Source organism: Paenibacillus sp. J5, assembly GCF_054955055.1.
In genome coordinates, this window is record NZ_JBUEDD010000013.1 from 68,372 (window position 1) to 95,020 (window position 26,649).

Sequence of the window (26,649 nt, forward strand, 5' to 3'; positions counted from 1 at the left end):
ACCATCTCTTTATGCAATTATATCCTATTTTCTGATTTATGGGAACTAATGTTCTGTTTATTTCGGCAAAAAAACCTGCACAGCCTCATCTGGCCATGCAGGTCATCCGTTTCTTTCAACCTCTCCACAAGCTAAGCGCGGGAGATGTATTTTCCTTCGCGTGTATCGATCAACAGCACATCGTCTTCATTAATGAACAGCGGAACCTGAACATTCAGTCCAGTCTCGACCTTCGCGTTTTTCGTGGCGCCAGTAGCGGTGTTGCCTTTGATCCCTGGCTCGGTCTCAATCACCTTCAGCTCTACGCTGTTCGGGATCGTGATGCCGATAATTTCGCCTTGGTAGCTAGCGATATTGACGTTCATGTTTTCTTTCAGGAAGTTGATCTCCCATTCCAGTTGCTTCTTCTCCAGATTGAACTGGTCATAGGTTTCGTTATCCATGAACGTGTACTCGTTACCGGAGTTGTACAGGTACTGTACCTCGCGGTTCTCGATAATCGCACGGCCGATCGTCTCGCCCGCACGGAATGTTTTCTCAACGGTATTGCCGTTGCGCAGGTTTTTCAGCTTGGAGCGCACGAATGCCGCACCTTTGCCTGGCTTTACGTGCTGAAAGTCCAATACGGTAAAGATGTCGCCGTCTACTTCGACGGTCAAGCCTGTTTTGAAATCGTTAACTGAGATCACGTTGAAAACCCTCCATTTTATACATGTCTTCCTTCACTACGACAGCATCATAAAATGCTTCGGAGAAGAGGTTAATATTTTAATCCCGTTATCCGTAATGACAACATCATCCTCGATACGCACTCCGCCGAAGCCGGGGAGATAAATGCCGGGCTCAACCGTCACCGTCATGCCGGGTGTTAAAACTGTGTCGCTAAGCTTCGACAGCCGTGGCGATTCGTGAATCTCCATCCCCAGGCCATGGCCTGTACCGTGTCCGAAGCAATCTCCATAACCATACCGCGTTATAATATCTCTCGTCAAGGCATCCGCTTCCTTACCTGTCATCCCTGGACGAATATGCTCCAGCGCATACATCTGCGCCTCGAGCACAATCGCATAGATCTCCTGGTGCTTGGCCGTCGGTTGTGTGCCGACATAGACCGTGCGCGTCAGATCAGAGCAATATCCGTTGTAGTAGGCGCCAAAGTCAAGCTTGACGAATTCCTCCGCTTGAATAATTCGCCCGCTGGCTACGCCATGCGGGAGAGCAGAGCGCTCACCCGAGGCAACGATCGTCTCGAAGGAGGACGAGGCCGCCCCGCGAGAACGCATGAAGACCTCCATCTCAAGGGCAATATCCGCTTCCGAGATGCCAGGCCGCAGCAGATTCGTAATGTGACGGAAGGTTTCATCTGCCAGATTCGCTGCGTCCTGCATAATTGCAATCTCTGATTCATCCTTGATCATCCGCAGATGCTCGATCATCGGCGGGGCCGGCACTAGAGCAATCGATCCGAGCGTCTCCGCCCACGCCTGATAGTCACTGTAGACGACAGTCTGTGGCTCAAAGCCCACACGGCCAATCCCCGCATCGTCAAGCAATTGCTTGACGGTATTCATGAAGCTTGGCGCATGCTCGACGACTTCAAAGGCCTTCGCCTGTGCAGGAGCCTGGGTCATATAGCGAAAGTCGGTCAGCAGCCAGTTGTTGTCCTCTGTGATGAGCAGATAGCCTGCTGAGCCTGTGAAGCCGCTCAGATAGCGTCGATTCACTGGATGACTGACGAGCACAGCCTCCAGCCCTTCCTTGTGCATGTGCTCCCTGAGCCGTTGTACACGCTTCTCCATCGTTATTAGCCTCCCTTTCGGATATGCTGCAACAGAGCGGTGAGCCCCAACTCATAGCCGAGCGGGCCAAATCCGGCAATCTGGCCGAGCGCTACAGGCGCGATGACGGATACATGACGGAAGGCTTCACGCTTATGTATATTGGATAGATGCACCTCAACCACCGGGAGGCCGACACCGCTAAGCGCATCACGCAGCGCATAGCTGTAATGGGTATAAGCTCCAGGATTAATCAATATGCCGTCTTCCTGACCGAACGCAGCATGGATTCTGTCGATCAGTGCGCCTTCGTGGTTAGACTGGAAAAACTCCAGCTCCACCTGCTGCCCCGTTGCACTATCCCGCAGTGACTGCTCTATATCAGCAAGCGTCACTGTGCCGTATACTTGCGGCTCACGAATGCCAAGCATATTCAGATTCGGGCCATTGATGACAACTATTCTCGTCATGCGAGAACCTCCCTTATATGCAGGAGCGCAAGTTCTCACCTCTGCAAAGTTCTTTGACATTTTACCACAAAACAAAGACATTTGAGAAGTGTTTCCTTAGCTGGCGTGAACAGGCTCCCGCGAGGCTTCGTCATGAAACTCAAAGGCGATGGAATAACCGATAAACAGCCCCCATATCAAATAAAAGCAACATTCTGTCGTAATGGAATTCCACCCCAGCAGGCGAAAGGGCTTCACCATCCCCCACCACGGGCCTACACCAAGATAGATAACAGCCCACCAGAACAAGCCATAGAGCAAGCCCGGCCATGGTCCCCGATATTGCCCAAGAGTGAGCAGGTACAGGTATGCAGCCCCGATCGAAAAGACGATAAAAGCGGCTATTCCGGCAGCAATGCCCCAATACGATACGAGGAAGCTCTGCTTCATGAAGATGTCCAGCATAAAGCCTGGCAGGACGGTGGTGAAGTGGATGCCATAGAGCAGCCAGTGAAATAGTCCACCGATCAGCCCGGCAAAAAAACCGATGTTCAAGCCATACAGCCAGCGGTTAGTCTGATGCCCCTCATAGGGTGAAGTCGTTGCGTGCGCCACAGCTCATTTCATCCTTTCTAACAATTTGAACTTATTATGCTCCAAGCGTTGACGTCTATCCAACCTATCGCCCGCGCTGCATAAGACCATTGGCATCCTGCATCAATATCAAGTACAATAGAAGAAGGAATGATTAGGCGGATAACCGCAGAAATTGTTAAGGGAAGGTGAGCATCCTGTCGCAGAAACAAAATATTTATGGGGGACAAGCCGTCATTGAGGGCGTGATGTTTGCCGGACAGCATGTCAATGTAACCGCGGTGCGGCGCAAGAATAATGAAATTACCTTCTACGAGGTGCCCAAAACGACCAAGCCATGGGTACAGAAGCTGAAGAAAATTCCATTATTGCGCGGCGTAGTGGGCATTATCGAATCGAGCGCCAAGGGCTCGCAGCACTTGAACTACTCTTTTGAAGCCTACGCTGAGGACGAGAGTGCGGAAGAGGCCAACAACAACCCTGAGGCTGCGGCCAAGCCCAAGAAGGAGGAAAAGTCAGGACTTAGCCTGTCGATGATCTTTGGCGTAGCGATCGCCGGCATCATCTCGTTTATTTTCGGCAAGCTGATTTTCACCGTGACGCCCGCTATTGTAGAGGAGCTGCTATTTCAGAACGCATTTGACAATGTCATCATGCATAATCTGATTGAAGGGCTGATCAAAATTGTATTTTTGCTCGTCTACCTGTACCTGATCTCGATGACACCGCTCATCAAGCGGCTGTTCCAATATCATGGAGCCGAGCACAAGGTTATCAGCGCCTATGAAGCAGGCTTGGAGCTGACAGTGAAGAATGTGCAAAAGTTCAGCACCCTGCATTACCGTTGCGGCAGCAGCTTCATCGTGCTGTCCGTCATATTGGGCGTCATTATCTATTCGTTCTTCACATGGGATTCGTTATGGGAGCGGGTCTATATACGGGTGTTGCTGCTGCCAGTCGTGCTGGGCGCTTCATATGAGGCACTGCGCTTTACTAATATGCTGCGCGATACACCTGTGCTGCGTGTGCTGGGCTACCCTGGTCTGTGGCTGCAGAAGCTGACGACCAAGGAACCGACGGACGAACAGGTCGAAGTATCGATCGCTTCCTTCAACCGGATGAGAGAGCTTGACCGCCAAATGGCGACCGCGGCCACAACCAGCCGCTCCGCCAGCTAAGAAAGGAGAATGGCTATGAGGAAGATGAGTCCTGCCTTGATTGTCATCATTGTACTGGCTGCGATTGGCCTTGCCGCGAATTTGGATCAATATGTCATCCCGATTGTGGTGCTCGGCGCAATATTCCTGCTGTACAAATTTCCGCCTAAGCCTCTTCGTCGCAATGGCACGCAGGGTCGCTCCGGCGTCTCTGCCAAACCCAGAGCGACGAGCTCTCCCAGCCATAGGAGCAAGACATCACGCAAAAATATCCCCTTCCGCGTCATCGAGGGCGGCAAGGACGACAATCAGGATGACCTTCCTAAATATCATTAAGGCCGATAGGAAGCAAAGAACTGTTCTGCAGCGGCGACACCGGAATGAAACAATTCCTCGCTCCGCTGCTGGGACAAGTGAAATTGCGTAGTGCGCACGCCAAGCGTCGGAATTTTGATCGTGCGTTCCCGGTCTCCTTTTTCAATGTAGCGCTGGTCATGAGCCAGCAACATCGTCTCGATCATCGCTTGAAGCATCGACACCGGGCCGCGGATCATCCGCGGCTCGGTGTCGTTTTTGCCTACCATCTGAAAGCCCACAGCGGGCAAGGCCTCCTCCCCGCACGCCTTGCAATGCTGCTCGTCAAACAGCCAGAGTGGAAAATTACTGAGCAAGCCCCCGTCCACAACAAAAGCACTTTTGCGCTGCGGCCGCAGTCCTTTGATTCTGCTCTTGAAGCCATCCCCCTTGATCTGTACCGGATCAAAAAAAAACGGGATGCTGGTACTCATACGAATTGCCCTGGCTACCTCCAGCTCCTTGGGTGCAATGCCATAATACGATATATCATCAGGAAGGACGAGGAGCTTGCCATTGGTAATATCCGAGGCGATAAGCTTAAGCTTATGACGAGGCAGGTCGTCGAACGTAACAACCCCTTTGGCAGCCAGCAGCTTTCTGATCCACTGCTCCAGACCATCGCCAGAATAGAGCCCCTTGCGAATCAGCAAGCGTGCCGCTGAACCTACCCATTTTATTCTAAACCCTCTGGGACGCTGCATAAGTGCAGCGAACGAGGTCGCCTGAATGATCGGCTTCATCTCCGACGCCGTATACCCCGCTGCCAATAGCGCCGCTACGATGCCGCCTGCGGAAGTCCCTGCCAGACGATGGAAGCGAATGCCGTGCCGCTCTGCCGCATGAACAGCTCCTACTAATGAGATGCCCTTCATGCCGCCACCTTCAAATACCGCATTAATGTGCAATCGGAATCTGCCTCCCCCTCTAAGCTGCAAGCTTGTGGCTAGCGGGCGAGCTTGCAGCCTCATCTAAGCACAATTACTAATGTGTATGCAGGGAGAAATAGATTCTGACCTCATCCTAATTCAACACAAAAGCAGCAGCACAGGGATCGTTCCCCACACTGCTGCTCATGCTGTTCATCCGTTTACTCGCTCTCAAGCTCTTGGCGTACCGCGGTCAGCTCCTGCAGTCTGCTTTCATCTCTGCGAAAATATTCTACCAACGTCTCGATGCAGGTAATCGAATCCCAACTCAGATGGTGCTCAATTCCCTCTACGTCCTGATATATATTTTCTTCTTGAACGCCAATCACTGTCAGAAACTGCTCCAGCAAATGATGGCGGTCAACCAGCCTTTTCCCCATCTTCTTGCCTTTATTTGTGAGTACAAGTCCGCGATATTTCTCATAAATGAGATAATTATCCTTATCCAGCTTCTGGATCATCTTCGTAACGGATGAGGGATGTACCTCCAAGCCTTCGGCGATGTCAGAGACGCGAGCGTATCCTTTTTCGTCGATAAGTTTGTATATCCTCTCCAAATAGTCTTCCATGCTCGGCGTAGGCATTGAAAGATCCCCCTAACCTGCTTCATTTCCTGCAAAAAGGCAGCAGCTTCTATAGTATCATACAATGACTTGTACCTGCTCCGCAACTTTCGCGGGGATTTTTAGGGCACCGCTGCTACTTTCCACCACCTAGGCTTTTGCTTTGTTTTGCAGTGTATGCGGGCACACTAATCCTTGTATTTATCCACATCCACATGATCAAGGAGGTCGCTGCAATAATGGAAACTACGGTTACAGAGCCGCCGAAGAAACGTCTGCGCACGCCTCGTCCGTCCTTCGTTCCCGAGCTTGTCTATTTTGAACCAGGTGCATTGGAATACGAAAAAGGAAAACGGATATACCAATGGGCGCAGGATCAGGGCATTCCGCTGCGGATGACCACCTCGCACAATCGGATAACCAACTTTCCTGGCGACAGTGAGCTAGAGCAATATAAGATCGCCAAGCGAACGCTTGTCGTCGGTGTTCGCAAGACGTTGAAGTTCGATACGTCCAAGCCTTCCGCGGAATATGCCATACCGATTGCGACAGGCTGTATGGGTCACTGCCATTACTGTTATCTGCAAACGACGCTTGGCGCCAAGCCCTACATTCGCGTGTACGTCAATACCACAGAGATTATGGAGGCCGCACAGCGCTACATTGAGGAGCGCAAGCCAGAGATTACACGCTTTGAGGCTGCCTGTACGTCTGACCCCGTGGGACTCGAACCGATTACCGGCAGTCTCGAAGAGCTGATAAACTTCATGGCCGATCAAGAGTATGGCCGGCTGCGATTCGTCACCAAGTTCCATCATGTCGATTCACTGCTCGATCTAAACCATCAAGGGCACACTCGCATTCGATTTAGTGTCAACAGCAAATATGTGATCAAGCATTTCGAGCCCGCCACCTCCAGCTTTGAGGAACGGATCGAAGCGGCTGGCAAAATTGCCAAGGCCGGCTACCCGCTCGGCTTTATCATCGCCCCGATTATATGGCATGACGACTGGGAACAAGGCTACGGAGAGTTAATTGAGGCGCTGGCCGCAGCACTCCCGCCGGAGGCGCGCACTCAGCTCACCTTCGAGCTGATTCAGCATCGCTTCACCAAGACAGCGAAGAGCACCATTGAAAGACGTTATCCCCGCACCAAGCTGGAGATGGACATTGAGCAGCGCAAATACAAATGGGGTCGCTGGGGTCAAGGCAAATATGTCTATCCCGATGAAAAAGCAGAAGCGCTCCGCATGTACTTGTCGGAGCGCATCTTCGAGCATTTTCCAGAAAGCACGATCGATTACTTCACGTAACCGCCCTGCGGCTCGGGCCACCCGAGCGGCACATACCGGGTGCCCGTGGCTCTAGCCCAGGTTGGACGGAGCGAACTGATTGAGCCAGATCGTAATTTTGGTCATCTGATCCGTGAACAGCAGAATTCCCATGACGATCATCAGTGCACCTCCGACCTTCATGATGGCATTGGAGTATTTCAGCATCCAGCGGGTCGAGCCAATGAAGAACGCGAGCACGAAGAATGGAATTGCAAAGCCGAGCGAATAAGCAGCGGTCAACTGAAACCATGCTCCAGGCTGTGTTGTGCCGAGCAGCAATATCGCCGCCAGGATCGGGCCAACGCAAGGCGACCAGCCTGCAGAGAAGCCGATACCGAATATAAAGGAAGCGACATAGCCTGATTTCTTCATTCGCAAATCCAGCTTGCGCTCCTTCATCAGCAGTTGCGGTTGGAAGATGCCAAGCAGGAAGAGACCGAGCAGCACGATGAAAATCGCTGAAATCTGGCGGATCAATTCCTGATAATTGCTGAAGAAGTCGGCAAACAGACTTGTTCCGTAGCCGAGCGAGAAGAACACGAATGAAAATCCGAGCATAAAAAAGAAGGTGTGAGCCATTGTACGGATTCGCACCTCTGAGGTCCGATGGTCTGCCTTTATATCCTTCACCGAAATGCCTGTTATGTACGACAGATAAGAAGGATATAAGGGCAGGCAGCACGGCGAGACAAATGAAGCGACTCCTCCGGCAAACGCCATCCAAACCGTAACATCCATAGAGCAGCCTACTTTCGCATCATATTTTGAAACCGCGTTTGACCAGCAGCAAAATCATCAGCATGCAAATAAGCAGCATGACGATGGTGCCGCCAGGTGCCAGATTCCATACACCGGCGATTAGCAGGCCGGACATCACGGCCAGCTCCGCGACAGCAACGACTGTGATGATCGTCTGTTTAAAGCTGCGCGCAATGATCAGACTGCATGCCGCTGGTATGGTCAACAGGGCAGAGATCAGCAGCGCACCGACGATCTTGATCGAAGCGCTAATGACTAAGGCGGTCAATATACTTATCATAATATTAAAATAGCGTACTGGCAAACCGTTGACCGCCGCCGCATCCTCATCAAAGGTCAGCAGGAACAGCTCCTTATAGTGCAGCACCACAGCAGCCAGCACCACAACCGTCACCACTGCGATCACCACAAGATCTTCATTGCCAAGCGTATAGATGCTGCCGAACAAATAACCGGTCACATTGACGTTGAAGCCGCGCCCCATCGTGAACAACAACGAGGCGAGCGCTACTCCACCCGACATAATGATCGCAATGGATAATTCCGCATACGTCTTGTAGGCTTTGCGCAGCTTCTCAATCGCAAAGGCAGCTCCCAGCGCAAACAGCAAGCCGACCCCGATCGGATAGATTCCGATCAGAAACCCAAGCGCCACGCCAGCAATGGACACATGCGCCAGCGTATCCCCAATCATCGATAATCGCCGCAACACAAGAAACAGCCCCATCAGAGGAGCCGTAATTCCGATCAGCAACCCTCCGATCAAGGCTCGCTGAAAAAATTCCGTTTGTATAATTTCCAAGGTTAGCCCTTCCTTCAAGCGTCCACGGCTGCCCCAAGCTAAGGGGGCAGCACTCTGTTCCGCACCATAGTATACATTATGTCCTTGCAGGTCAGACAAGACCACGAATGAACGTTATTTTCTAACCAACAACGGGAGACAACCGATCCATCGAGCGGCGCAAATCCCGCAAGGAATGAGTCAGGTCGCTCTCCACGCAATTCTCCAGATCATGGGAATGCTTGATATAGAATTTAAGCTTTCCATTCGTCTGCTTCGGCTCCTCGCCCAGGTAAGAACGAATCATCTCCATATCATGCGACACCATAAGGAACGTAATATTATGATGCTGATGCATGTGCTTGATCATATGGAAGAAGCCCTGCTGCGTCTCTATATCAATACCCACAGTCGGCTCATCCAGGATCAGCAGCGCCGGATTGTTGATGAGCGCCTTCGCCAAAAATACGCGCTGTTGCTGGCCGCCTGACAGTTGGCCGATGCGCTTGGGGGCAAGATCCTCGATGCTCATCGCATGCATCGCGTCCTCAGCCTTGCGCATATCCTCCTTGCTAATTCGGGAGAACAGCTTGTTGCGGGAGTAGAGGCCAGACAGCACGACCTCGCGCACGGTAGCCGGAAAGAGCGGATTGAAGGCATTCTTTTGCGGCACATACCCGATCCGCTCCCAATGGCGAAACCGGGATACCGATTCGCCGAACAAGGAAACCTCGCCCTCAGCCGGCTTGAGCAAGCCGACAATCATGCGCAGCAGCGTCGTCTTGCCCGCTCCATTCGAGCCAATCAGCCCAACAAAGTCTCGCTCCTTAATCGAGAAATTCAGATCCTTGATCACCTGCTGCTGATCATATGCGAATGAAAGATCGCGTATCGTCACAATATCACGATGGCAGTCCACAGCTATCTCCCCTCTCTATTGCAGCGCTTGAACGAGATGCTGCAGATTGCTTTCCATAAGCGAGATGAAATCTTCTCCCGCCTGCTCCTGGTCTGGCGTAAGGCCCTCTATCGGATTCAATACCAGCGTCTCCACCTTCGCCTCGCGTGCCAGTGTCTCCGCCAGAGCGCTCGATACCAGCTCCTCGAAGAAAATATAGCGAACGCCGTGTTCCTTCACAAACTTCGAGATCTCCAGCAAATCCTGGGCTCTTGGCTCCGCATCGGGAGACAGGCCCATAATGGCAACTTGGTTCAGACCGTAATCACGTGCCAAATAGCCGAATGCCTGGTGAGAAACAACAATATCCTTGCGTGGCAGCTTGCCAAGCTGCTCGGTGAACGATTGGTCGAGCGACTCCAGCTTGGCCTTCAACTGCTCATAATTCGCTTCATACGCCGCAGCATGCCCCTCGTCTACCTTGACCATCATGTTCTTAATATTGCTGGCCATCGCCAGCGCAGATTTCGGGCTGACCCATGTATGCGGATCGACATTCAGGTCCGAGTGTTCTTCGTCGTGGCTATGCTCCGCTTCGCCCTCATGACCATGGTCTGCTTCCTCCTCGTGACTATGTCCATGACTATGCTCATGCTCGCTTCCATCCGCTTCAATGAAAGGGATGCCATCGCTGACCGAGAAGGCTTGCACGGACTTGTCACTGCCAAGTCCCTTCAGGAAATCATCCACCCAGCCTTCAAGTCCAGCTCCATTATAGAGGAACAGATTCGCCTTGGCGGCTTCGCTCAGATCCTTGCTTTTGGGCGTCCAGTCATGCGGCTCCACCCCGGCTGGAATGAGATTGATCACATTGGCCTGCTCGCCGCCAATCTGCGACGCTAGATAATAGATGGGATAAAAGCTGGTAACCACACTGATGCGCCCATTCGCTGCTTTGTTCTCCTCAACCGGCTTCTCCTCTTTGCTGCTGCACCCTGCAAGCACAAGCCCCAGCAACGCTCCAGTCAGCAGCAAGCTGCCGAGCCATTTATACTTACGTGAAGAAGATGTTTCATTATGCATGTTATACGACTCCTATTCTGTCCGCTCATAATCGTAACTATTACGTTATGATTATATAGGCAAGCAGTTGTGGTGTCAAATATGATTGTACATGCTATGCTGATTCGCGCTGATTAACGTAGAAACGGCCTTCCTCCTGAGTTAAGGAAAAAGGCCGTCTCTATGCAGGTTATGATAGATTGATCCTTACTGCGTCGTTCATATCCACAGCTTATTTCACAATCGCGCCATTAGGCATCGTCTCTGGCACCGTCGCCAGTGTCAACTGCTCGCCATGCGAGGCGGCGAGAATCATCCCTTGAGACAGCTCGCCGCGCAGCTTCACTGGCTTCAGATTTGTCACACAGATGACCTTGCGGCCCACCAGCTCCTCCGGCTTGTAATGCTTCGCAATCCCCGAGACAACCTGGCGCTGCTCAAAGCCTAGATCAAGCGACAGCTTCAACAGCTTGTCGGCCTTCTTCACAGGCTCAGCCGCCAGCACCTGGGCAACACGCAGCTCCACCTTCGCAAACTCATCAATGCCAATCTCCGGTAGACGCTCTACCTCTTCTACATCCTCGGCGCCCACTGCCTGCGATACTGCCGTATCCGCAGCCTCTGCTTGAGCAGGGGGCGGTGTGCTGCCCGCCATCGAAGCAGCGATGAAGGAGACCTCATCGGCAACCTCCAGACGCGGGAAGAGCGGGTCGCCCTTGCTGACCCTCGTTCCCTCCGGAAGTTGCCCGAATGTCTTGATACTCTCCCACTCTGTCAGCTTGCCGGCTGAAATACCCAGTTGACTCCAGATTACATGAGGCGCATGTGTAAGGAACGGCTGCAGCATAATGGAGATGATCCGCAGCGATTCCGCCAGATGATACATAACCGAGCCGAGCTGCTGACGCTGCTCCTCTGACTTGGCGAGCACCCATGGCTGGGTCTCATCAATATACTTGTTGGTACGGCTGACTAGCTGCCAGATTGAGCTAAGCGCCACGGAAAACTCCATCCGTTCCATAGCCTGCTCTACGGCTGCTACCGTCTCGCTTGCCAACTGCTCCAACGGCGCATCATATGGCGTCGCCTCTGCTGTGTAGGCCGGCAGCACACCATCAAAATATTTGTCAATCATAGCTATCGTGCGGTTCAGCAGATTGCCCAAATCATTCGCCAGATCAAAATTAATCCGCTCCACGAAGTTTTCCGGTGTAAATGTGCCATCCGCGCCAAACGGAACCTCACGCAGCAAATAATAACGCAACGCATCCAGGCCGTAGCGGTCAATCAGCAATACCGGGTCCACAACATTCCCTTTGGATTTGGACATTTTACCGTCCTTCATCAGCAGCCAGCCATGGGCGAATACTTTCTTCGGCAGCGGCAAATCCAGCGCCATCAGCATAATCGGCCAATAGATCGTATGAAAGCGAACGATCTCCTTGCCCACCAGATGAACATCCGCCGGCCAGAAGTCACGATACGCCTGCTCATCGTCAGAGCCGTAGCCGAGCGCCGTCATATAATTGGACAGTGCGTCGATCCATACGTAGATGACATGCTTCGGATCGCCCGGCACCTTGATGCCCCAGTCGAAGGTTGTGCGCGATACGGCCAGATCCTCCAGCCCCGGCTTGATGAAATTGTTGATCATCTCATTCTTGCGCGACTCTGGCTGGATGAAATCCGGGTTCGCCTCATAATGCGCCAGCAGGCGGTCAGCATATTTGCTCATGCGGAAGAAATAGCTCTCTTCCTTAACCAGCTCTACCGGACGGCCGCAGTCAGGGCAATTGCCTTGATTCAACTGACGCTCCAGGAAGAACGATTCGCACGGCGTACAATACCAGCCCTCATACTCTCCCTTATAGATGTCGCCCTGCTCCAGAAGCTGCTTGAAGATACGCTCCACGCCCTGCTTATGGCGCTCCTGCGTAGTGCGAATGAAATCGTCATTGGAGACGTCCAGCTTCTTCCACAGCTCCTGGATGCCGCTAACAATTCGATCCACGAACTGCTGCGGTGTCTCCCCATTCTCCTGTGCCTTGCGCTCGATCTTCTGTCCATGCTCGTCGGTTCCCGTCAGGAACCATACCTTATAGCCGCGCAGACGCTTGTAGCGTGCCATCGCATCGCCTGCAACCGTCGTATACGCATGACCGATATGCAGCTTATCGCTGGGATAATAGATCGGGGTTGTCAGGTAAAAGGTCTTCTCTTGATTCGGCACAGCTCATCCCTCCAAGTGGTTAATCATACGAAACCATATAAAGCATACAACGCATAAAAAAAGCCCTCATCCCGATTGGGACGAAAGCTTGATCTTCCGCGGTACCACCCAAATTCCAGCCCAGCGTTATACACACCAGACCGGCTCTTGCTGCCGCTGCAGTGCGGCTTCGCCATTATCGCCAGCGATCGCGTCGCGCCCTTGCCACCCACTTGCAGCAGCTCGAACGCAACTCCTCCCGGACCATCTTCCACAACCTCCGCATGCCGGCTCCCAGCTCCCCCGGCTCTCTGTGATGCGTCCTGTTCTGTACTCATCCGTTCACAGGATTCCATAGTATGAATTAACCTTGTTTGAACACAATATACCGGAAATCCCCATCCAAAGTCAAGTCTGGCTGCCAGATGAAGGCTCTGGAACCGGATCAAGCCCTCCAGGATGAAAGGGATGACACTTGCTGATTCGGCGCACAGCGAGCCATGTCCCCCTCACCGCGCCATGCTTCTCCAGCGCCTCCAGTGCATAAGCCGAGCAACTGGGATAGAAACGACACGTAGGAGGCTTGAGCGGCGAAATAAACTTGCGATACATATGAATTGGAAGCTGCAGCGTCTTGCGCATCGCGGACTCACCCGTTCAACTTCATATTAATAAGAAAGCTTGTCGCCATCGCTACAAACAGCAGCGCGGTCAAAATCTGCAGCGTCGTCCTCAGCCGTCTGAGCCTGATCAGCCGTGCAGCAGGCGCCCCTTGACGCTGTGCCTCCGTCAGTCCGCGATGAGCAAACAGCATCACAATCGCCGAAGCAACGAAAAATATATTGATAACAAACCATACCAATTGCATCGTAATGATCCTTTCCAGAGCCTTACTGTTACTCGCACCAGGCTTCACCGCAGATCGCCTCGTTCATCTGGCAGCCGCCGGCTCTATAGCAGAAGACGGCGCCGCTTCCAAGCCATGCGCCGTCTGATGAGCCTGCTTCACTGAGCACGCCAGGGTAAGCCGACAGCTTGTCTACACAAACCAGGTATTCAGCACGAAGCCGAACACGACGCCGCTCACGATCGCGCCCAAAAAGGAAAACCAGCCGTCCTTGTAGCGCAATTGGAACATTCTCAATATCCCAAAGCTGAGCAGACCGAAAAATAGCAAAATGAACACAACCGCTGTAATGAAAAAGGCGGGTGTGACCTCGCTAATGTTCACTAATGACACAAGCTACACTCCCTTAGTCCAAGGTTTCTATACCGATTATAAGGGATATTCGGCTCCGTTGCCAGTCCTGCCAGACAAAAATGGTGCGCATACCATGGCATGTGATGACTGCGGGCGGCATCCACCACGGTACATCTACCATCGGATGGGCGCTTCCTTATACTCTGTGGTAAGGGGGCGCTTGCGTAGCTTCACTTGCAGAATGCCTTCCTTGCATAAGGCGCGGCAGCTATCCGGCAGCACGATGCAGGGCAAGGAGACCTCCTCATGCTTGCCTCCCGGTAATCTTAGCTTGATTCGATCCGGACGAACGAACAGCCGCAGCTCCTCCGGCTTCGTGCTGGAGCCCAGCTTGAACTTGACGAAGACAAAATGATGCGTATCAAAGCATTTATAGCGCGGCTGCTTGTTCATAATCGGCCATGCGCCTGCCGCAGGCACCGCGTTGCTGATCATATCCTTGACGTAGCCTTCAATCATTTTCGGCTGCTTCATTAATTCCATCGCCTTGGGCATCCCGGACTGCTCCATCCACTGCGCAAGTCCGCTCCAGTCCAAATCCAGCCCCTCCTGCTTCGGCGGCTCTGCCATAGATGCTCCCTCCCGTCAACCACTGATCCTGTAGCTATCGTATGCTGTTGAAGGCTGCGCCGCTACTGAACACCCGTAGCGGACAGAAGACAGCAAGCCCCGGCGCAAGAGATGCGCAACGCGCGCTGTCGTACAGACACGCATCAGGAACATCTGGGCGAATGCCGCATACAATGTATAGCACAGCTTTAACAAGAGAAGCGCGGCGGATTACATGTGAGCGTCTATCTGGCAGCCGACCACGCGGCAATCGCCCGGATGCCGCAGCCCATCTGCCGCAGCCAAAGGAGAGGTTTCTATATGCCTGCCATCGTCGGCTTCGTGAATGTCGTCAGTATAGGCTCTGGCGGGGTGGTTCAATTCGGCGACGCCGTTCAGTTGTCCCCCTCCAGCGTCTCCAAAACCTATGCCGGTTCAGGCTCCTTCCTGACAGGCAGCCTGGCTAATGCCAACAACGCCGTCAGCTCGACCAATACGATTGATCCAGATGTTCAGGACTCGACAAATAATGAGCTGGCGACTGGAGTGAATACAATATGACCTGGACGGTCTACCAGCATATTACGATTGGTTCGATGAGAGTAGACAATGTGTCGAACTCCTCGGTGCTGCAGGTAGGCAGCTCCGGCTCGATTCGAGCCTTGGCGCAGTTGTATAACACGGGAGGCTTCACTGAGCCCGCTCCGGCTTTGGGAGGGGAATCTCCCCTCCCGTTTGTCCCGCTGCCCAATCCAACCTGACTAGGAGGGAATTGGATGACTCAGCCCCGTCAACCCGGCTTTGTGCCCGCCCCCCACCCATGGTACAACTGGGCTCAGCAGCTCGAGCACCAGGTGAAGCTTCAGCAACAGCAGCTCGAACGCCTTCAGCAGCATGCCGCCGCACAACAGCAGCAGATGGAGCGCTTGCTGCAGCAGGAGGCTCAGCAACGGCTACAGATCGAGCGCCTGGAGCAGCAAGCAGAGCGACAGCAGCAGCTCGTTGCCGAATTGCTTGGTCAAGTCAAGCAAGCGGCCGACAAGCCCACGTATACGATCGAACGTTTGGAATACCATTTTGACCAGTTGAAGGTGCAGCGCCTGGACGGGACGCTGCACATCGGGATGGCGATGCCCGGAGAGAGCGACCTGCAGAGCAGTATTGAACAGCTACAGGTTCCCGGCGCCCCCGCCGAAGCGGCAGCAGACGATACGGCGTCTGTTGGGGAGGCGGCAGATGCAGCCTCGTCCCCCTCCTCACCGTCTCCGGCTGATGCCATTGCCCCATCGCCACTCTATAACGAGGCTTACCGCAGAGTGAACCAATATCTGAATGTATCCGGCCCAGGGATTGTGAGCCATGCCGCTGCCGAGCGCGGCATCATCCTGGACCCGTATCATCAGAGCCTGATTATCGAGGATATGCGCAGACAGTTATCCCCGCGCATCCAGTATTATACGACCACAGTTTCCAAGGCCTCGCAGGAAGGAGGCGCGACCACCATCGACGAGCAGGCAGATCAGGTGGCGCAGATGACGATCCGCGACCTGGAGATGGCCATCACCAACTATATCGGACGACTGCCTCAACTGCCCGCTTCGCCCGCCTCTGCTCCGGCCAGTCCGTCCGCAGAGGCGGATGAGGAGCCGGTCAGCCTGCAGCATTCGGGAGTAACACCATTTGGCAAGGCAGCGTCATCAGAGGAGGAGCCGCATGAAGATTCATATTGAGAACCATCACTTATCCGTAGGCAGCATCAGCCTGATCGGGGTGTCCAGCTCGTCCATGCTGCAGATCGGAGATGCGGAGTGCATCACGCTGTACTCGATGTTCGATACACCGCCGGAATCCGTCATTGTCGGGCCGCTGGTTCCGATGGGTAGCCCGGAGGGAGCTGACAATGCCGAAGGCGAAGAAGGGAGCGGGGAGAGCTGAGACCGCATATGCGTAACCCTGTCAGAGCCTCGGAGGTGTCCGCCCTCCAGATTACGAACGTATCGCTATCGGGCTTTGTCCAGATCGGCGACCATTCCCGCTACACGCCGACACTGCGAGCGCTGGCTGTCCAGCGCGAGACCGATCATGCCCAGGAGGGCAGCCTCTTCTTTGAATCCTATCCGTTGTTTTCACGGTCGCTGCCTGATGTATGCGACTATCCTTTTTTTCGCGAACCGCAAGAGGACAGTGAGCCGATATGGGTGGAGAGGATTCATCATCAGCCCTGCATTCGGGTCGGTACCATCTCCACACTCGGTGTTGGCGCCTCCTCCCTGCTTCAGATCGGCAGCAATTGCAGCGTTCAGGCTGAAGCGCGGATTAAGCACATTCGTCAATTCGCCATCGCGCACCCATTCTCCCCATTGCGTCCTACCGTTCCCGGCGCGATCATCTATCCGCGAGTATGACTTTTTCCCTTACGGTACAACTGTCCATAACATTTTGTGCTGACCTACATATATTAGCTGTGTGATAGCATTCATCACAATCAACGTTCAGGAGGTTTTTACAAATGGGATATAATGTTGGCGGTGTTGGCGGCGTAGGTTGCGGTCCTGTAGGCGGAGTAGGCGGCGTGTGGACCAGCACTGGCGCTATTCTGGTACTCTACATCTTGCTGGTCATCATCCTCAGAGGCTGCGGCATCTGGTAAGACCCGCGCGAACAGGCGCGCTGTGCCCTGTAGCACAGCCGCCAGCCGCATCAGCGGCAATACGAAGCATGAGAAAGGGACATCCGGCTGCCTCTAAGGCTGCCCGGACGTCCCTTTCTCCATTGCGCGCCCCCCTATAGCTTTCGCTCACGCGACAGGCTTCAAGGAACGAGCTGCTTATATTTGCGAATATATTTGCACACACACTGCACATAAGTAGCGTGCGACCACGTCAGCGGGGCAACAGATAGCGGCGAGCCATCATGCGGATGCAGTTGCTCTGGCAATACCCCGCTGGACAGCGCATGCCGCAGCACCCACTGCAATGTCTCCTTAGCCCCTTGCAGCTCCTCCAGCGACTGTGCTGAATCAATATCGAACCAGGCTACCCACAGCGTACAGATAATCCATGGATTTCCCGGCACCTTGTCGATCTCACCGGATTGCTGGAAGTAATAGTCATTCGTATATCGGGCAATGCCGCCAACCTCTGTCTTGACCGCCAGCCCCTGGCGAATCGCCTCAACCGTCTGACGCACCCGGCTGTCCTCAACGGGGAGAACACCGAACTCCCAGATGCCGAACAGGCTGCTCTCCAGCGTCATATCCTTGACCCATTCGCCATCCTTGCAGATTAGCCCGCGAGCGAATCGCCCGGATGGCTCATCCCACAGATGCTCCAGCATCGCTTCCTTGATCTTCTCTGCCGTCTCGCGGTACAGATCGCTGCGCTCATAGTCCCCGAACAGCTCCGTGAAGAAGGCCGCAGCCATCAGGCCGCCGTAGACAGAAGCGACGGTATACGTCCATATGCCGTACCGCTCCTCCCACAGATCATAGCTCGGCTTGGGCAGACCCAGCTCCGGCTCAATATATTCGCTCAGGAAATTGGCAGCCTTGCGAATCAGATTGCTGTGCAGCGCTTGCGGCAGCTCAATGACCTGATGACGGTTATAATCTTGCCATAGAGCATAGAGCACCAGCGCCGTCTCATCCTCCTGCAGCGGAATGCGCTCGCTGCCCTGTACGATATATGGATGCCAGCTAGAGCCGACGGTTCCGTCCGGGTTGTATTTGTGATAGAGATAGCCCTCAGGGGACAGGGCATCGGCGCAGAAGTGAAAGAACGGAGCGATCACACTCTGATAGCCAGCCATCGACATCGCATCTGCGATCAGCGCACCGTCCCGCGGCCACATATAGCTGTAATGGTCGCGATTGTATTGCAGTATATCGGTGTCATTCGCAGCGAGTATTGCGCCACGCTCGTCAATCTGCGTCCGTACCAGCAGCAGGCTTTGCTTGTAGGCGCGCACGACATCAGCAGGCAGATCGCCAAAGTCAGAGCCCGCCCTGCGCAGCCAGTGATTCCAATAAATAACGATGCGGCTGAGCAGCTTCTCCGGGTGGCTCTCCTGCACGTACTGGTTGAGCGACTTGACCTCCTCCAGATTTTTCCCGATGGACATCCAATAGTAGAAGCTCTGCTCCCGCCCGCCCGCTGCGCGCGCCCGCAGGCTGAACACACTGTCTACGGAGCCTTGAGCGATCGCATTGCACATCAGCACGCCGTCCTCTGCGTCCTTCCACGTCCCCTCGGCAAAGCCGAAACGCTTGATCCCGGCGGAATATTGGTAGATGCCGCCCTCCTCGGAGAATCCATTGAACATGAAATAGGAGGAGCGTTTGTAGTGGAATAACGTATGATTCTCCGGGTAGTAGGCCGCCGTATCTCCGACCTCGGTTCCGTCAATCATCAGATCCTGATGGAAGAACAGCCGAATCTCGCGTTCATGCTGAGCCTTGTTGCGGACGACCACGCGCTTGATGAACACACATTCACGCTGATGGATGCCCTCATTAATCTGCAGCTCGATCTCCAGCTTGCTGTTATATGCCGATACATTCGTCACGAGTGAATCCTCGATATATCCAAGCGTAAACGTCCATTCCGGGTCATCCAGCCAGGAGAAGCTCCCGTCCACCCACACTCCGAATCGACAGCGCTGGCCTCCAACATGGTTTAATTGTCCAACATAAGGAAAATAAATATCTCTAATATAACTGTGATTATCCAGATTGACGAGCAGCTTCCCATTGCCGACAGCAAGATGACGGGCCATTACTCCCTCTCCCTTCTTAATCCAGGCATCGGACACATGCGATCCGAGCAGGTATCCTATCGCCACTATCTCTATTCTATCTATGATCTTTTAATCGATGGCATCAGCTCACTATATAGCGCCATATATTGCTGTGCCGGCTGCTGCCAGCTCCAGTCCTGTGCGGCCGTCTCCGTCAGCAGCGTCTGCCATAGCTGCGGCTCGCCATAGACAGCGAGCGCCTCATCCACCGCAGCAAGCAACGCAGCCGGATGCCAGGTATCGAAGCCAAAGCCGTTGCCCCTGCCCGTCTGGCGGTCATAGGGCGTGATCGTATCCCTCAGCCCTCCGGTCAGATGAACGATCGGCACGGCGGCATAGCGCAGCCCAATCAGTTGGCTGATCCCGCATGGCTCATATTGCGAAGGCATAAGTAAACCATCCGCGCCAGCATAGACTTGCCTGGCCAACTGTCGATCAAACGGAATATGTACAGCCACCGCATGCCGGTAGCGCTCTGCCGCCTGCAGCAGCAGTTGCTCATAGACAGGCTCCCCCTCCCCGATGACGACCAGTTGACAGCCGCGCTGAACCAGCCGATCGAGCACAGCCAGCACCAGATCAAGCCCCTTCTGCCCGGCAAGCCGCGAGACGATGGCCAGCAACGGTCGCTCTGCTTCACAGGACAGCCCCAGCCTGCTCTGCAGCGCCAGCTTGCACTTGGCCTTGCCTATGCCACCCGTGGCACCTTGCGCATACGAATACGGCTGAGCCAGCACCGGATCATGAAGCGGGTCATAAGCCGACGTATCGATGCCATTGCAGATGCCGGCCACACCATCAGGCAGCTCCCTCACCACAGAAGACAGCCCCGCTCCTTCAGGCTCCTCGGACAAAGCCTGCGCATAGGTCGGACTGACCGTTGTCACCTTGTCGGCGCAGCGCAGGCCAAGCTCCAGACAGCTTAGTCCAGCACTGGCGCCACGACGGGTCAGCAGCCCCGCAACCGCAGCCGCCTCGCTCCTGTTCAACCATTGCAGCAGCTCCTCCTGCTTCAGCCTGCCCTGGTAACGCATATTATGAATCGTCAGCACCGTGCGGGCGGGATGACCGGCATGACGCAGCAGCAGCGGCAGCAGCGCTGTCTGCCAGTCATGCACATGGACAATATCCGGGGCATAATCCAACTGCAACAGCGCAGCAACGACCGCCCGGCAGAAGAACACGTACCGTTCCACGCCATCCCCGTACCCATACAGCTCGCCGCTTCCGAAGTAATGGGCGTTATCGAGCAGGTAACAGCGCAGACCTGCAAGCTCGCCCTCCAGCAGACGCCACGGCTGACACTCGCCTGCCATCTCCAGTTCGCCATGCGCCAGCGTCCGAAGCGGCGTGCGCAGCTCATGCGGAATGACAGCATGAGCTGGCAGGATGACCCGGACATCGACATTTGCGACGGATTCCGTTCCGTCACAGCGAGCCGCTCCGGCATCCACCCTGGCAGCGGTCAGCACCTCTCTATCCAGCGAGATCGTTCCTTCGTTTCGCTCCGCGACCCCCACAGACGTACACGACTCGCCTGCAGCGAGCTTCGCAAGCGCTGGAGGCAAGGAGCCGAGCACCTCCCCCAGCCCGCCAGAGGAACAGAGCGGGGCAGCCTCCGAGGCTGCGAACAATAGCTTCATGCCTGCGCTCAGATGACCTTGCGCTTGATGGCGATGAACGGCGAGTCATGAACGCCGCGAATGTCGCGCCCGGCCTCGATATGAACTTCCTTATCCAGTATGACATGATCGACAGAGCTGCCGATGCCGATCTCGCCATTCTGCATAATGATGCTGTTCCGAATAACAGCACCCTTGTTGACGTGCACGCCCCGGAACAGGATGCTGTTAATGACCGTCCCCTCAATGACACAGCCATTGGCAATGAGGGAGTTGACCGTCTTCGCCCCCTCCATGTAAGCGGCAGGAGGCTCATCCTTGACCTTCGTATAGATCGGTCCCGGCGTGAAGAACAGCTCCCGCCATACCGACGGGTTCAGCAGGTTCATGCTGTTGGCATAGTAGCTGGCGACCGTATTGATCACGCCCAGATAGCCTTCATACACATAGCCCCGCACATGGAGCCGATCGAGCTGCAGCATGATCGCATGTCGCACGAGATGATCCTGCCCCTCCGCCAAGGAGGTCTCCACCAGCTCCAGCAGCAGCTCCTTCTTCATGACGTACATCTCCATAGAGATCAGATCACTCTTGAGCCGCCCGTAATGATCCTGCATGGCGACGACCCGGCCGCTCTCATCCAGCTTCACCTTGCGTGCCTTGCCCAGTTGTCCCTCGCCCTCCTTGCTGCATACGACCGTGATGTCGGCCCCGCTGGCGATATGATCCGCAAGCACAGCCTTGAAGTCGATGTTGCATAGCATATGGCTGCGTGCAACGACTACATACTCTGCTTGCGAGCGGAGGAAGTAATCGCGATGTTGAAAAAACTGGTACAGATCGCCCTTGCGCAGATCGCTCATATCGTCGGCCACCGGCGGCAGGACGAACAGCCCGTTCTGCCGGTGATGCAGATCCCAGTGCCGCCCGGACCCCAGATGATCCATGAGAGAGCGATACTTCGTATGCGTGAATACCGCGACCTTGGAGATGCCGGAGTTCACCATGCTGGAGAGGGTGAAATCAATCAGCCGATAGCGGGCGCCGAACGGTACTGTAGCCAGGCAGCGCCCAGCGGTCAGCGCCTCCAGCTCATCCGGCTCATGGATCAGATTGATTACGCCAATTAATTGATCATGCTTCATCTACTCTACCTCCATCAAGGTCGGATTGGGCGTCACATATTCGTCGCTGGCAACAACCGTAATTTCCTTACTATCCGGGGAGCCGATCGTCACATGATCGCCGATGACCGCCCCCTCTCCGATGATCGCACGGAACAGCCGGGCGCCCTTGCCGATCTTCGCTCCCGGCATCACCACGGACTCACTGATGACAGAGCCTTGGGCCGCCTCAACCCCGTAGAACAGCACCGAGCGATTCACAACCCCCTCAAGGAAGCAGCCCTCGGAGACGAGCGAGGCCGCAACCTCTGCCTGATCCGAGATGTAATGGGCGGGGCGATTCGGGTTGACAGAGAAAATCCGCCAGTCTCGTTCATACAGATCGAGCTGCGGGTGCTCCTCCAGCAAGTCCATATTGGCCTCCCACAGGCTTTCGATCGTGCCGACATCCTTCCAGTAGCCGCTGAAGGCATAAGCGCTCAGCTTGACCCCATCTGCCAGCATGGACGGAATAATGTCCTTGCCAAAATCATTGCTGGACGACTTGTTCGCCTCATCCCGTATCAGATATTGCTGCAGCACCGACCAGGAGAAAATATAGACGCCCATCGATGCCAGATTGCTCGTCGGCACCTTCGGCTTCTCCTGAAACTCGACCACTCGATCCTCATCATCGACGCTCATAATACCGAAGCGGCTCGCTTCCTTCCACGGCACCTCGAACACCGCGATGGTCACATCCGCCCCCTGGCGCTTGTGATGCTGCAGCATCAGATCATAGTCCATTTTATAGATATGGTCGCCGGAGATCACCAGCACATATTCAGGATCATAACGATCAATAAAGCCCATATTCTGATAAATTGCATTCGCGGTTCCTTTGTACCATGAGCCTCCACGCGACTTCACATAAGGCGGCAGCACGGACATGCCCCCATCCCGGCGATCCAGTCCCCATGGACTGCCGATGCCCAGATACTGATTGAGCACAAGCGGCTGGTATTGAGTCAGCACACCGACCGTATCGATTCCCGAATGAACACAATTGCTAAGGGTAAAGTCAATAATCCGATATTTTCCGCCAAAATGAACCGCCGGCTTTGCCAAATCCTTGGTCAACACACCCAGCCTTTTTCCTTCGCCGCCAGCCAACAGCATAGCCATCATTTCTTTACGCACCATTGACACCACTCCTTAGTTGAGGTTATTCCTCCGATTGTGCCTGCGGCTTTAAGACAACAAAACAAAACGGCGGAAGCTGCAGAGAAATGCTATATTCACGGCCATGCCAGCCTGTATTAACAGCAGTGTAGCAAGCTCCGTTATACACCGAATCCAACCCACTCTCATCACTGTGAAACACGATCCGGTAGCTGGCTGCCTCCGGCACACCCAGCCGGTACTCCCCGATCATCCGGGCGGAGAAGTTGCATACCACCAGTACGTATTCCCGGGCATTGCGCGCACGCCGTACATAAGCCACCACGCTCTGCCCCGCATTGTGCACATCGATCCACTCAAAGCCCGACGGGTCGCAGTCCAGCTCCCATAATGCCTGCTCAGAGCGGTAGAAGTGGTTCAGCGACTGGGTGTAGCCATGCAAGCTGCGATGCAGCTTGTAATCGAGCACCATCCAATCAAGCTGCTCCCGATCCTTCCACTCATCAAACTGTCCCCATTCGCCGCCCATGAACAGCAGCTTTTTGCCGGGATGGGTCATCCAGTAGCCGAAGAACAGCCGCAACTGGGCAAATTTATCCTCATAGCTGCCGGGCATTTTGTTCAACAGCGATCTTTTGCCGTGCACCACCTCGTCATGCGAGAGCGGCAGCACGAAATTTTCATTATACGCATACAGCAGAGAAAACGTAATGAGTTCGTGATGATGACAGCGATCCTCGGGTGCAAGCGCCATATAGCGCAGCATATCGTTCATCCAGCCCATATTCCACTTGAAATTAAAGCCCAATCCGCCCGTATAGGTAGGAGCGCTCACCCCTGGCCTGGAGGAGGAATCCTCTGCGACCATCAGGGCGTCCGGATAATAGTGAAAGACAACCTCATTGAGCTTTTGCAAAAAAGCGATAGCCTCCAGATGATCTCTTCCACCCTGCTTGTTCAGCGTGAACATCGAAGGCGGCTTGTCAAAGTGCAAGTCAAGCATACTAGCCACCGCATCGACCCGCAGTCCATCAAAATGAAACAGCTCCATCCAATACATGGCGCTCGACAGCAGGAAGCTCTGTACCTCGGCCCGGCCGAAATCGAAAGCCAGCGTCCCCCACAGCGGCTTCTCCGCCCGCTTCCAATCCGTCCCCTCATAGATCGGCGTCCCGTCGAACTCTCTTAATCCATGATCATCCTTGCAAAAATGGCCAGGCACCCAATCGAGAAGGACACCGATCCCCTGCTGGTGGCAACAGTCGATAAATCGCATCAACCCGATCGGATGGCCATACCGGCTCGTTGGCGCGAAGTACCCCGTCACCTGATAGCCCCAGGAAGCATCCAGCGGATGCTCCGTAATCGGCATCAGCTCGATATGGGTATAGCCCATCTGCTTCACATACGTTACCAGATCATCCGACAGCTCCTCGTAGGTGTAGAACTCCTCCTCCCCTCTGATCTTCCAGGAGCCCAGATGAGCCTCATAGATAAGGAGCGGCTTGCTATATATCCCTTGCTGCGGCCGCCCGGCAAGCCACTCATGGTCTCTCCATTCATAGCCTGCCAAGGATATAACAATAGAGGCCGTACCCGGCCTGCGTTCCGCATGGAAGGCGAACGGATCGGACTTGAGCAGCCGGTTCCCCTCATGCGTCTCTATCTCATACTTGTACAAGCTTCCCTCGCCAGCGCCCTTGATAAAGGCCCACCAGACACCGGTTGTTCCAATCGGCTCCATGCGGCTGACCTCGCCGCGCCATTGATTGAAGCTCCCGGCCACGCAGACAGACCGGGCATTAGGCGCCCAGACAGCAAACCGCACCCCCTTTACTCCGCCTACTTCCATGATATGCGCGCCCAGCGTGCGATAGCTGTGATATAAGCTTCCTTCATTAAAAAGATATAAATCTTCCATAGACAAGCCTGCCTGCGGCGCGTCTATCATCTGTGCAGCACCTCCTTGTCCAGAATCGGGATGCTGCCGCACAAGCTTTGAACAGGTCTACAGGCTCCTGGTCATCCGCCAGGCAGCAGAGGCTGCAGCAGCCAGGTTCATTCAAGCCGTGGCTAACCGCGCAAGAGACTTCTCATGCAGAGGACTCTCATCAGGGACTTCTCATGTCAGGCGGCATCCATGCCGCGGAAAATGGTACGATGAAGAAAATCGAGCGTATAACTGTGGGGACTGTACTCGCTTCGTCCCGTGTATCGTGCAGTGTGTAGATTAGAGGCTGCCAGCCGGACGGCACCGAGATCACAACGCCGTCAACGGTTAAACAATAGCGATTTGTGTAAAACTGGCAAATGCAGAAGAACAGACTCGCAAACAATACGCTCATGCCGAATACTGTGAGGTTGGTGTAGCTTTACGTCAATTCCTTTCGTTTCTTCCCTAATTATACTATGAATTTCGAAAGTTGACATCCACTAGCGTGGATATTTTTTTAAGTGAACGTTAAATTTTATTACATTAATCCAATATAATTTTTATATCCCCTTAACAAATGTTAATTCCATGTCAATTGTTCAACCCTCGATACCTGGCAGTCCGCAGCTCCTGCACATAATGCTCCAGATCCGGCATGTCCGCATCGACTGCATCCTGAACCGCCTGCTCGATAGGGTATGGCACACGCGCCAATTGCAGGCTGAACGGGGCTGCTTCCTCCGCATCCATCTCCCCCTCCAGAATGGCGTAAGAGGCTTGCGGCATGTCCAGCGGGTTACCAACACTGCCGGTGTTGAACAGCATTCTCCCAGACAGATGCTGGACATATGCATTATGAATATCTCCATAGCCTGCTACATCGCATATGGCTGCGCTCGGCGTCCTCTCCGATGGATCGAGCAGCGACAGGCGCTTCTCTACGCTATCCCATGGCTGGATACGCTCGTACACACTGCGAGGCGAAGCATGGAACAGCCTCACCAGCTTGCCGCTCATACGGAATTCCAGCGCAAAGGGCAGCGACCTGAGGTAGTCGAGCCGCTCCTCTCCCAATCTGGCGCGATGCCAACGCACTATTTCATTGTCCGCCGGATTGGGCATGAAGTCATCCCAATTGCCGCGAATAACCGTCTGGCATGTCGATCGGATGCGATCGACTGCCTTGTCCGAGTCCGGTCCCTTGCCGACCAGATCTCCCAAGCAGATGATGCGCTTGATTCCACGGCGCTCCACGTCCGCAATTACGGCCTCCAATGCCGGCAGATTGCCATGAATATCAGACAGTATTGCCAGTTTCTCCATGAAGCCCTCCTGTTC

32 protein-coding genes are annotated in these 26,649 nt (G+C 54.4%); 10 read left to right on the forward strand and 22 right to left on the reverse strand.

Annotated features, from left to right (window positions below; all coding sequences use genetic code 11):
• Positions 1–131: 131 nt before the first annotated feature.
• The 4 genes from efp to ACY1JZ_RS21800 all read right to left on the reverse strand — a co-directional run bounded on the left by efp (position 132) and on the right by ACY1JZ_RS21800 (position 2,842).
• Complete coding sequence (gene efp, locus ACY1JZ_RS21785) at positions 132–689, reverse strand: elongation factor P (protein ID WP_270170442.1); 558 nt, start codon at positions 687–689, stop codon at positions 132–134.
• Positions 690–725: 36 nt separating this feature from the next.
• Positions 726–1,799, reverse strand: a complete 1,074-nt coding sequence (locus tag ACY1JZ_RS21790; RefSeq protein WP_462630909.1) for a M24 family metallopeptidase — start codon at positions 1,797–1,799, stop codon at positions 726–728.
• A 5-nt stretch (positions 1,800–1,804) separates the two neighbouring features.
• Complete coding sequence (aroQ, locus tag ACY1JZ_RS21795; RefSeq protein ID WP_270170438.1) at positions 1,805–2,248, reverse strand: type II 3-dehydroquinate dehydratase; 444 nt, start codon at positions 2,246–2,248, stop codon at positions 1,805–1,807.
• 96 nt (positions 2,249–2,344) lie between these two features.
• Positions 2,345–2,842 (reverse strand): YqhR family membrane protein, encoded by a 498-nt coding sequence (locus ACY1JZ_RS21800; RefSeq protein ID WP_270170436.1) that lies wholly within the window; start codon positions 2,840–2,842, stop codon positions 2,345–2,347.
• Between the two features lie 227 nt (positions 2,843–3,069).
• On the opposite strand from ACY1JZ_RS21800, the gene ACY1JZ_RS21805 reads away from it, so the two are divergent.
• Entirely contained in the window at positions 3,070–3,999 is a 930-nt protein-coding gene (locus tag ACY1JZ_RS21805) for a DUF1385 domain-containing protein (RefSeq protein WP_462631006.1), read from the forward strand.
• 15 nt (positions 4,000–4,014) lie between these two features.
• Positions 4,015–4,314 carry a hypothetical protein gene (locus ACY1JZ_RS21810; RefSeq protein ID WP_462630910.1) on the forward strand — a complete coding sequence of 100 codons (300 nt, stop codon included), beginning with the start codon at positions 4,015–4,017 and terminating at the stop codon, positions 4,312–4,314.
• Here ACY1JZ_RS21810 and ACY1JZ_RS21815 read toward each other — a convergent pair.
• Positions 4,311–5,240, reverse strand: coding sequence for a patatin-like phospholipase family protein (locus ACY1JZ_RS21815; RefSeq protein WP_462630911.1), 930 nt, complete (start codon positions 5,238–5,240; stop codon positions 4,311–4,313). The genes ACY1JZ_RS21810 and ACY1JZ_RS21815 overlap by 4 nt on opposite strands.
• Positions 5,241–5,422: 182 nt before the next feature.
• Complete coding sequence (gene mntR, locus ACY1JZ_RS21820; protein ID WP_462630912.1) at positions 5,423–5,845, reverse strand: transcriptional regulator MntR; 423 nt, start codon at positions 5,843–5,845, stop codon at positions 5,423–5,425.
• 218 nt (positions 5,846–6,063) lie between these two features.
• On the opposite strand from mntR, the gene splB reads away from it, so the two are divergent.
• Positions 6,064–7,137, forward strand: coding sequence for a spore photoproduct lyase (splB, locus tag ACY1JZ_RS21825; protein WP_462630913.1), 1,074 nt, complete (start codon positions 6,064–6,066; stop codon positions 7,135–7,137).
• A 51-nt stretch (positions 7,138–7,188) separates the two neighbouring features.
• Here splB and ACY1JZ_RS21830 read toward each other — a convergent pair whose 3' ends face one another.
• The 10 genes from ACY1JZ_RS21830 to ACY1JZ_RS21875 all read right to left on the reverse strand — a co-directional run bounded on the left by ACY1JZ_RS21830 (position 7,189) and on the right by ACY1JZ_RS21875 (position 14,698).
• Complete coding sequence (locus ACY1JZ_RS21830) at positions 7,189–7,896, reverse strand: cytochrome c biogenesis CcdA family protein (RefSeq protein ID WP_270170425.1); 708 nt, start codon at positions 7,894–7,896, stop codon at positions 7,189–7,191.
• A gap of 19 nt (positions 7,897–7,915) precedes the next feature.
• Positions 7,916–8,719 (reverse strand): metal ABC transporter permease, encoded by an 804-nt coding sequence (locus ACY1JZ_RS21835; RefSeq protein ID WP_270170423.1) that lies wholly within the window; start codon positions 8,717–8,719, stop codon positions 7,916–7,918.
• Between the two features lie 121 nt (positions 8,720–8,840).
• Positions 8,841–9,623: a metal ABC transporter ATP-binding protein gene (locus ACY1JZ_RS21840; protein WP_462631007.1), complete on the reverse strand. Its 783-nt coding sequence runs from the start codon at positions 9,621–9,623 to the stop codon at positions 8,841–8,843.
• Between the two features lie 9 nt (positions 9,624–9,632).
• On the reverse strand, positions 9,633–10,679 hold the full coding sequence (locus ACY1JZ_RS21845; RefSeq protein WP_462630914.1) for a metal ABC transporter solute-binding protein, Zn/Mn family: 1,047 nt from the start codon (positions 10,677–10,679) through the stop codon (positions 9,633–9,635).
• A gap of 211 nt (positions 10,680–10,890) precedes the next feature.
• A complete protein-coding gene (gene metG, locus ACY1JZ_RS21850) occupies positions 10,891–12,888 on the reverse strand; it encodes a methionine--tRNA ligase (protein WP_462630915.1) in 1,998 nt (665 codons plus the stop codon).
• A 23-nt stretch (positions 12,889–12,911) separates the two neighbouring features.
• Positions 12,912–13,205: a hypothetical protein gene (locus ACY1JZ_RS21855; protein WP_462630916.1), complete on the reverse strand. Its 294-nt coding sequence runs from the start codon at positions 13,203–13,205 to the stop codon at positions 12,912–12,914.
• A gap of 70 nt (positions 13,206–13,275) precedes the next feature.
• Positions 13,276–13,509, reverse strand: a complete 234-nt coding sequence (gene yidD / locus ACY1JZ_RS21860; protein WP_270170417.1) for a membrane protein insertion efficiency factor YidD — start codon at positions 13,507–13,509, stop codon at positions 13,276–13,278.
• 7 nt (positions 13,510–13,516) lie between these two features.
• Positions 13,517–13,735: a hypothetical protein gene (locus ACY1JZ_RS21865; protein WP_270170415.1), complete on the reverse strand. Its 219-nt coding sequence runs from the start codon at positions 13,733–13,735 to the stop codon at positions 13,517–13,519.
• 171 nt (positions 13,736–13,906) lie between these two features.
• Positions 13,907–14,107 (reverse strand): hypothetical protein, encoded by a 201-nt coding sequence (locus ACY1JZ_RS21870; RefSeq protein WP_462630917.1) that lies wholly within the window; start codon positions 14,105–14,107, stop codon positions 13,907–13,909.
• 135 nt (positions 14,108–14,242) lie between these two features.
• Complete coding sequence (locus tag ACY1JZ_RS21875; protein WP_462630918.1) at positions 14,243–14,698, reverse strand: Hsp20/alpha crystallin family protein; 456 nt, start codon at positions 14,696–14,698, stop codon at positions 14,243–14,245.
• A gap of 216 nt (positions 14,699–14,914) precedes the next feature.
• Between ACY1JZ_RS21875 and ACY1JZ_RS21880 the strand changes: the two genes are divergently transcribed.
• From ACY1JZ_RS21880 to ACY1JZ_RS21905, 6 genes are all read left to right on the forward strand, one after another.
• Positions 14,915–15,238 carry a spore germination protein gene (locus ACY1JZ_RS21880; protein ID WP_442954877.1) on the forward strand — a complete coding sequence of 108 codons (324 nt, stop codon included), beginning with the start codon at positions 14,915–14,917 and terminating at the stop codon, positions 15,236–15,238.
• Positions 15,235–15,438, forward strand: a complete 204-nt coding sequence (locus tag ACY1JZ_RS21885) for a spore germination protein GerPB (RefSeq protein ID WP_270170409.1) — start codon at positions 15,235–15,237, stop codon at positions 15,436–15,438. Before ACY1JZ_RS21880 ends, ACY1JZ_RS21885 begins: the two co-directional genes overlap by 4 nt.
• A gap of 15 nt (positions 15,439–15,453) precedes the next feature.
• Entirely contained in the window at positions 15,454–16,407 is a 954-nt protein-coding gene (gene gerPC / locus ACY1JZ_RS21890) for a spore germination protein GerPC (protein ID WP_462630919.1), read from the forward strand.
• Entirely contained in the window at positions 16,391–16,612 is a 222-nt protein-coding gene (locus ACY1JZ_RS21895) for a spore germination protein GerPD (protein WP_462630920.1), read from the forward strand. Before gerPC ends, ACY1JZ_RS21895 begins: the two co-directional genes overlap by 17 nt.
• Positions 16,613–16,620: 8 nt before the next feature.
• A complete protein-coding gene (locus tag ACY1JZ_RS21900; protein WP_462630921.1) occupies positions 16,621–17,082 on the forward strand; it encodes a spore germination protein GerPE in 462 nt (153 codons plus the stop codon).
• Between the two features lie 104 nt (positions 17,083–17,186).
• Positions 17,187–17,327 (forward strand): hypothetical protein, encoded by a 141-nt coding sequence (locus ACY1JZ_RS21905; RefSeq protein WP_270170404.1) that lies wholly within the window; start codon positions 17,187–17,189, stop codon positions 17,325–17,327.
• Positions 17,328–17,488: 161 nt separating this feature from the next.
• On the opposite strand, the gene ACY1JZ_RS21910 is transcribed toward ACY1JZ_RS21905, so the two are convergent.
• The 5 genes from ACY1JZ_RS21910 to glgB all read right to left on the reverse strand — a co-directional run bounded on the left by ACY1JZ_RS21910 (position 17,489) and on the right by glgB (position 25,329).
• Positions 17,489–19,450 (reverse strand): glycoside hydrolase family 15 protein, encoded by a 1,962-nt coding sequence (locus ACY1JZ_RS21910; protein ID WP_462630922.1) that lies wholly within the window; start codon positions 19,448–19,450, stop codon positions 17,489–17,491.
• 80 nt (positions 19,451–19,530) lie between these two features.
• Entirely contained in the window at positions 19,531–21,114 is a 1,584-nt protein-coding gene (locus ACY1JZ_RS21915; RefSeq protein ID WP_462630923.1) for a glycogen synthase, read from the reverse strand.
• Between the two features lie 8 nt (positions 21,115–21,122).
• Positions 21,123–22,238: a glucose-1-phosphate adenylyltransferase subunit GlgD gene (gene glgD, locus ACY1JZ_RS21920; protein ID WP_270170400.1), complete on the reverse strand. Its 1,116-nt coding sequence runs from the start codon at positions 22,236–22,238 to the stop codon at positions 21,123–21,125.
• The gene (locus tag ACY1JZ_RS21925) at positions 22,239–23,399 is read right to left on the reverse strand and encodes a glucose-1-phosphate adenylyltransferase (protein ID WP_462630924.1); all 1,161 of its coding nucleotides are present in this window, start codon (positions 23,397–23,399) and stop codon (positions 22,239–22,241) included.
• A gap of 22 nt (positions 23,400–23,421) precedes the next feature.
• Positions 23,422–25,329, reverse strand: coding sequence for a 1,4-alpha-glucan branching protein GlgB (glgB, locus tag ACY1JZ_RS21930; RefSeq protein ID WP_462630925.1), 1,908 nt, complete (start codon positions 25,327–25,329; stop codon positions 23,422–23,424).
• A 47-nt stretch (positions 25,330–25,376) separates the two neighbouring features.
• Between glgB and ACY1JZ_RS21935 the strand changes: the two genes are divergently transcribed.
• The gene (locus ACY1JZ_RS21935; protein ID WP_462630926.1) at positions 25,377–25,607 is read left to right on the forward strand and encodes a hypothetical protein; all 231 of its coding nucleotides are present in this window, start codon (positions 25,377–25,379) and stop codon (positions 25,605–25,607) included.
• 295 nt (positions 25,608–25,902) lie between these two features.
• Here ACY1JZ_RS21935 and ACY1JZ_RS21940 read toward each other — a convergent pair whose 3' ends face one another.
• Positions 25,903–26,634, reverse strand: a complete 732-nt coding sequence (locus ACY1JZ_RS21940; protein ID WP_462630927.1) for a metallophosphoesterase family protein — start codon at positions 26,632–26,634, stop codon at positions 25,903–25,905.
• Positions 26,635–26,649: the final 15 nt, after the last annotated feature.

Coding starts and splice junctions, on each gene's coding strand:
- ACY1JZ_RS21790 (WP_462630909.1), bottom strand. CDS start 1,799: ATGGAGAAGCGTGTACAACGGCTCAGGGAGCACATGCACAAGGAAGGG.
- aroQ (WP_270170438.1), bottom strand. CDS start 2,248: ATGACGAGAATAGTTGTCATCAATGGCCCGAATCTGAATATGCTTGGC.
- ACY1JZ_RS21805 (WP_462631006.1), top strand. CDS start 3,070: ATGTTTGCCGGACAGCATGTCAATGTAACCGCGGTGCGGCGCAAGAAT.
- ACY1JZ_RS21810 (WP_462630910.1), top strand. CDS start 4,015: ATGAGGAAGATGAGTCCTGCCTTGATTGTCATCATTGTACTGGCTGCG.
- mntR (WP_462630912.1), bottom strand. CDS start 5,845: ATGCCTACGCCGAGCATGGAAGACTATTTGGAGAGGATATACAAACTT.
- splB (WP_462630913.1), top strand. CDS start 6,064: ATGGAAACTACGGTTACAGAGCCGCCGAAGAAACGTCTGCGCACGCCT.
- ACY1JZ_RS21830 (WP_270170425.1), bottom strand. CDS start 7,896: ATGGATGTTACGGTTTGGATGGCGTTTGCCGGAGGAGTCGCTTCATTT.
- ACY1JZ_RS21845 (WP_462630914.1), bottom strand. CDS start 10,679: ATGCATAATGAAACATCTTCTTCACGTAAGTATAAATGGCTCGGCAGC.
- ACY1JZ_RS21855 (WP_462630916.1), bottom strand. CDS start 13,205: ATGAGTACAGAACAGGACGCATCACAGAGAGCCGGGGGAGCTGGGAGC.
- yidD (WP_270170417.1), bottom strand. CDS start 13,509: ATGCGCAAGACGCTGCAGCTTCCAATTCATATGTATCGCAAGTTTATT.
- ACY1JZ_RS21865 (WP_270170415.1), bottom strand. CDS start 13,735: ATGCAATTGGTATGGTTTGTTATCAATATATTTTTCGTTGCTTCGGCG.
- ACY1JZ_RS21875 (WP_462630918.1), bottom strand. CDS start 14,698: ATGGCAGAGCCGCCGAAGCAGGAGGGGCTGGATTTGGACTGGAGCGGA.
- ACY1JZ_RS21885 (WP_270170409.1), top strand. CDS start 15,235: ATGACCTGGACGGTCTACCAGCATATTACGATTGGTTCGATGAGAGTA.
- gerPC (WP_462630919.1), top strand. CDS start 15,454: ATGACTCAGCCCCGTCAACCCGGCTTTGTGCCCGCCCCCCACCCATGG.
- ACY1JZ_RS21895 (WP_462630920.1), top strand. CDS start 16,391: ATGAAGATTCATATTGAGAACCATCACTTATCCGTAGGCAGCATCAGC.
- ACY1JZ_RS21900 (WP_462630921.1), top strand. CDS start 16,621: ATGCGTAACCCTGTCAGAGCCTCGGAGGTGTCCGCCCTCCAGATTACG.
- ACY1JZ_RS21905 (WP_270170404.1), top strand. CDS start 17,187: ATGGGATATAATGTTGGCGGTGTTGGCGGCGTAGGTTGCGGTCCTGTA.
- ACY1JZ_RS21910 (WP_462630922.1), bottom strand. CDS start 19,450: ATGGCCCGTCATCTTGCTGTCGGCAATGGGAAGCTGCTCGTCAATCTG.
- ACY1JZ_RS21915 (WP_462630923.1), bottom strand. CDS start 21,114: ATGAAGCTATTGTTCGCAGCCTCGGAGGCTGCCCCGCTCTGTTCCTCT.
- glgD (WP_270170400.1), bottom strand. CDS start 22,238: ATGAAGCATGATCAATTAATTGGCGTAATCAATCTGATCCATGAGCCG.
- ACY1JZ_RS21925 (WP_462630924.1), bottom strand. CDS start 23,399: ATGGTGCGTAAAGAAATGATGGCTATGCTGTTGGCTGGCGGCGAAGGA.
- glgB (WP_462630925.1), bottom strand. CDS start 25,329: ATGATAGACGCGCCGCAGGCAGGCTTGTCTATGGAAGATTTATATCTT.
- ACY1JZ_RS21940 (WP_462630927.1), bottom strand. CDS start 26,634: ATGGAGAAACTGGCAATACTGTCTGATATTCATGGCAATCTGCCGGCA.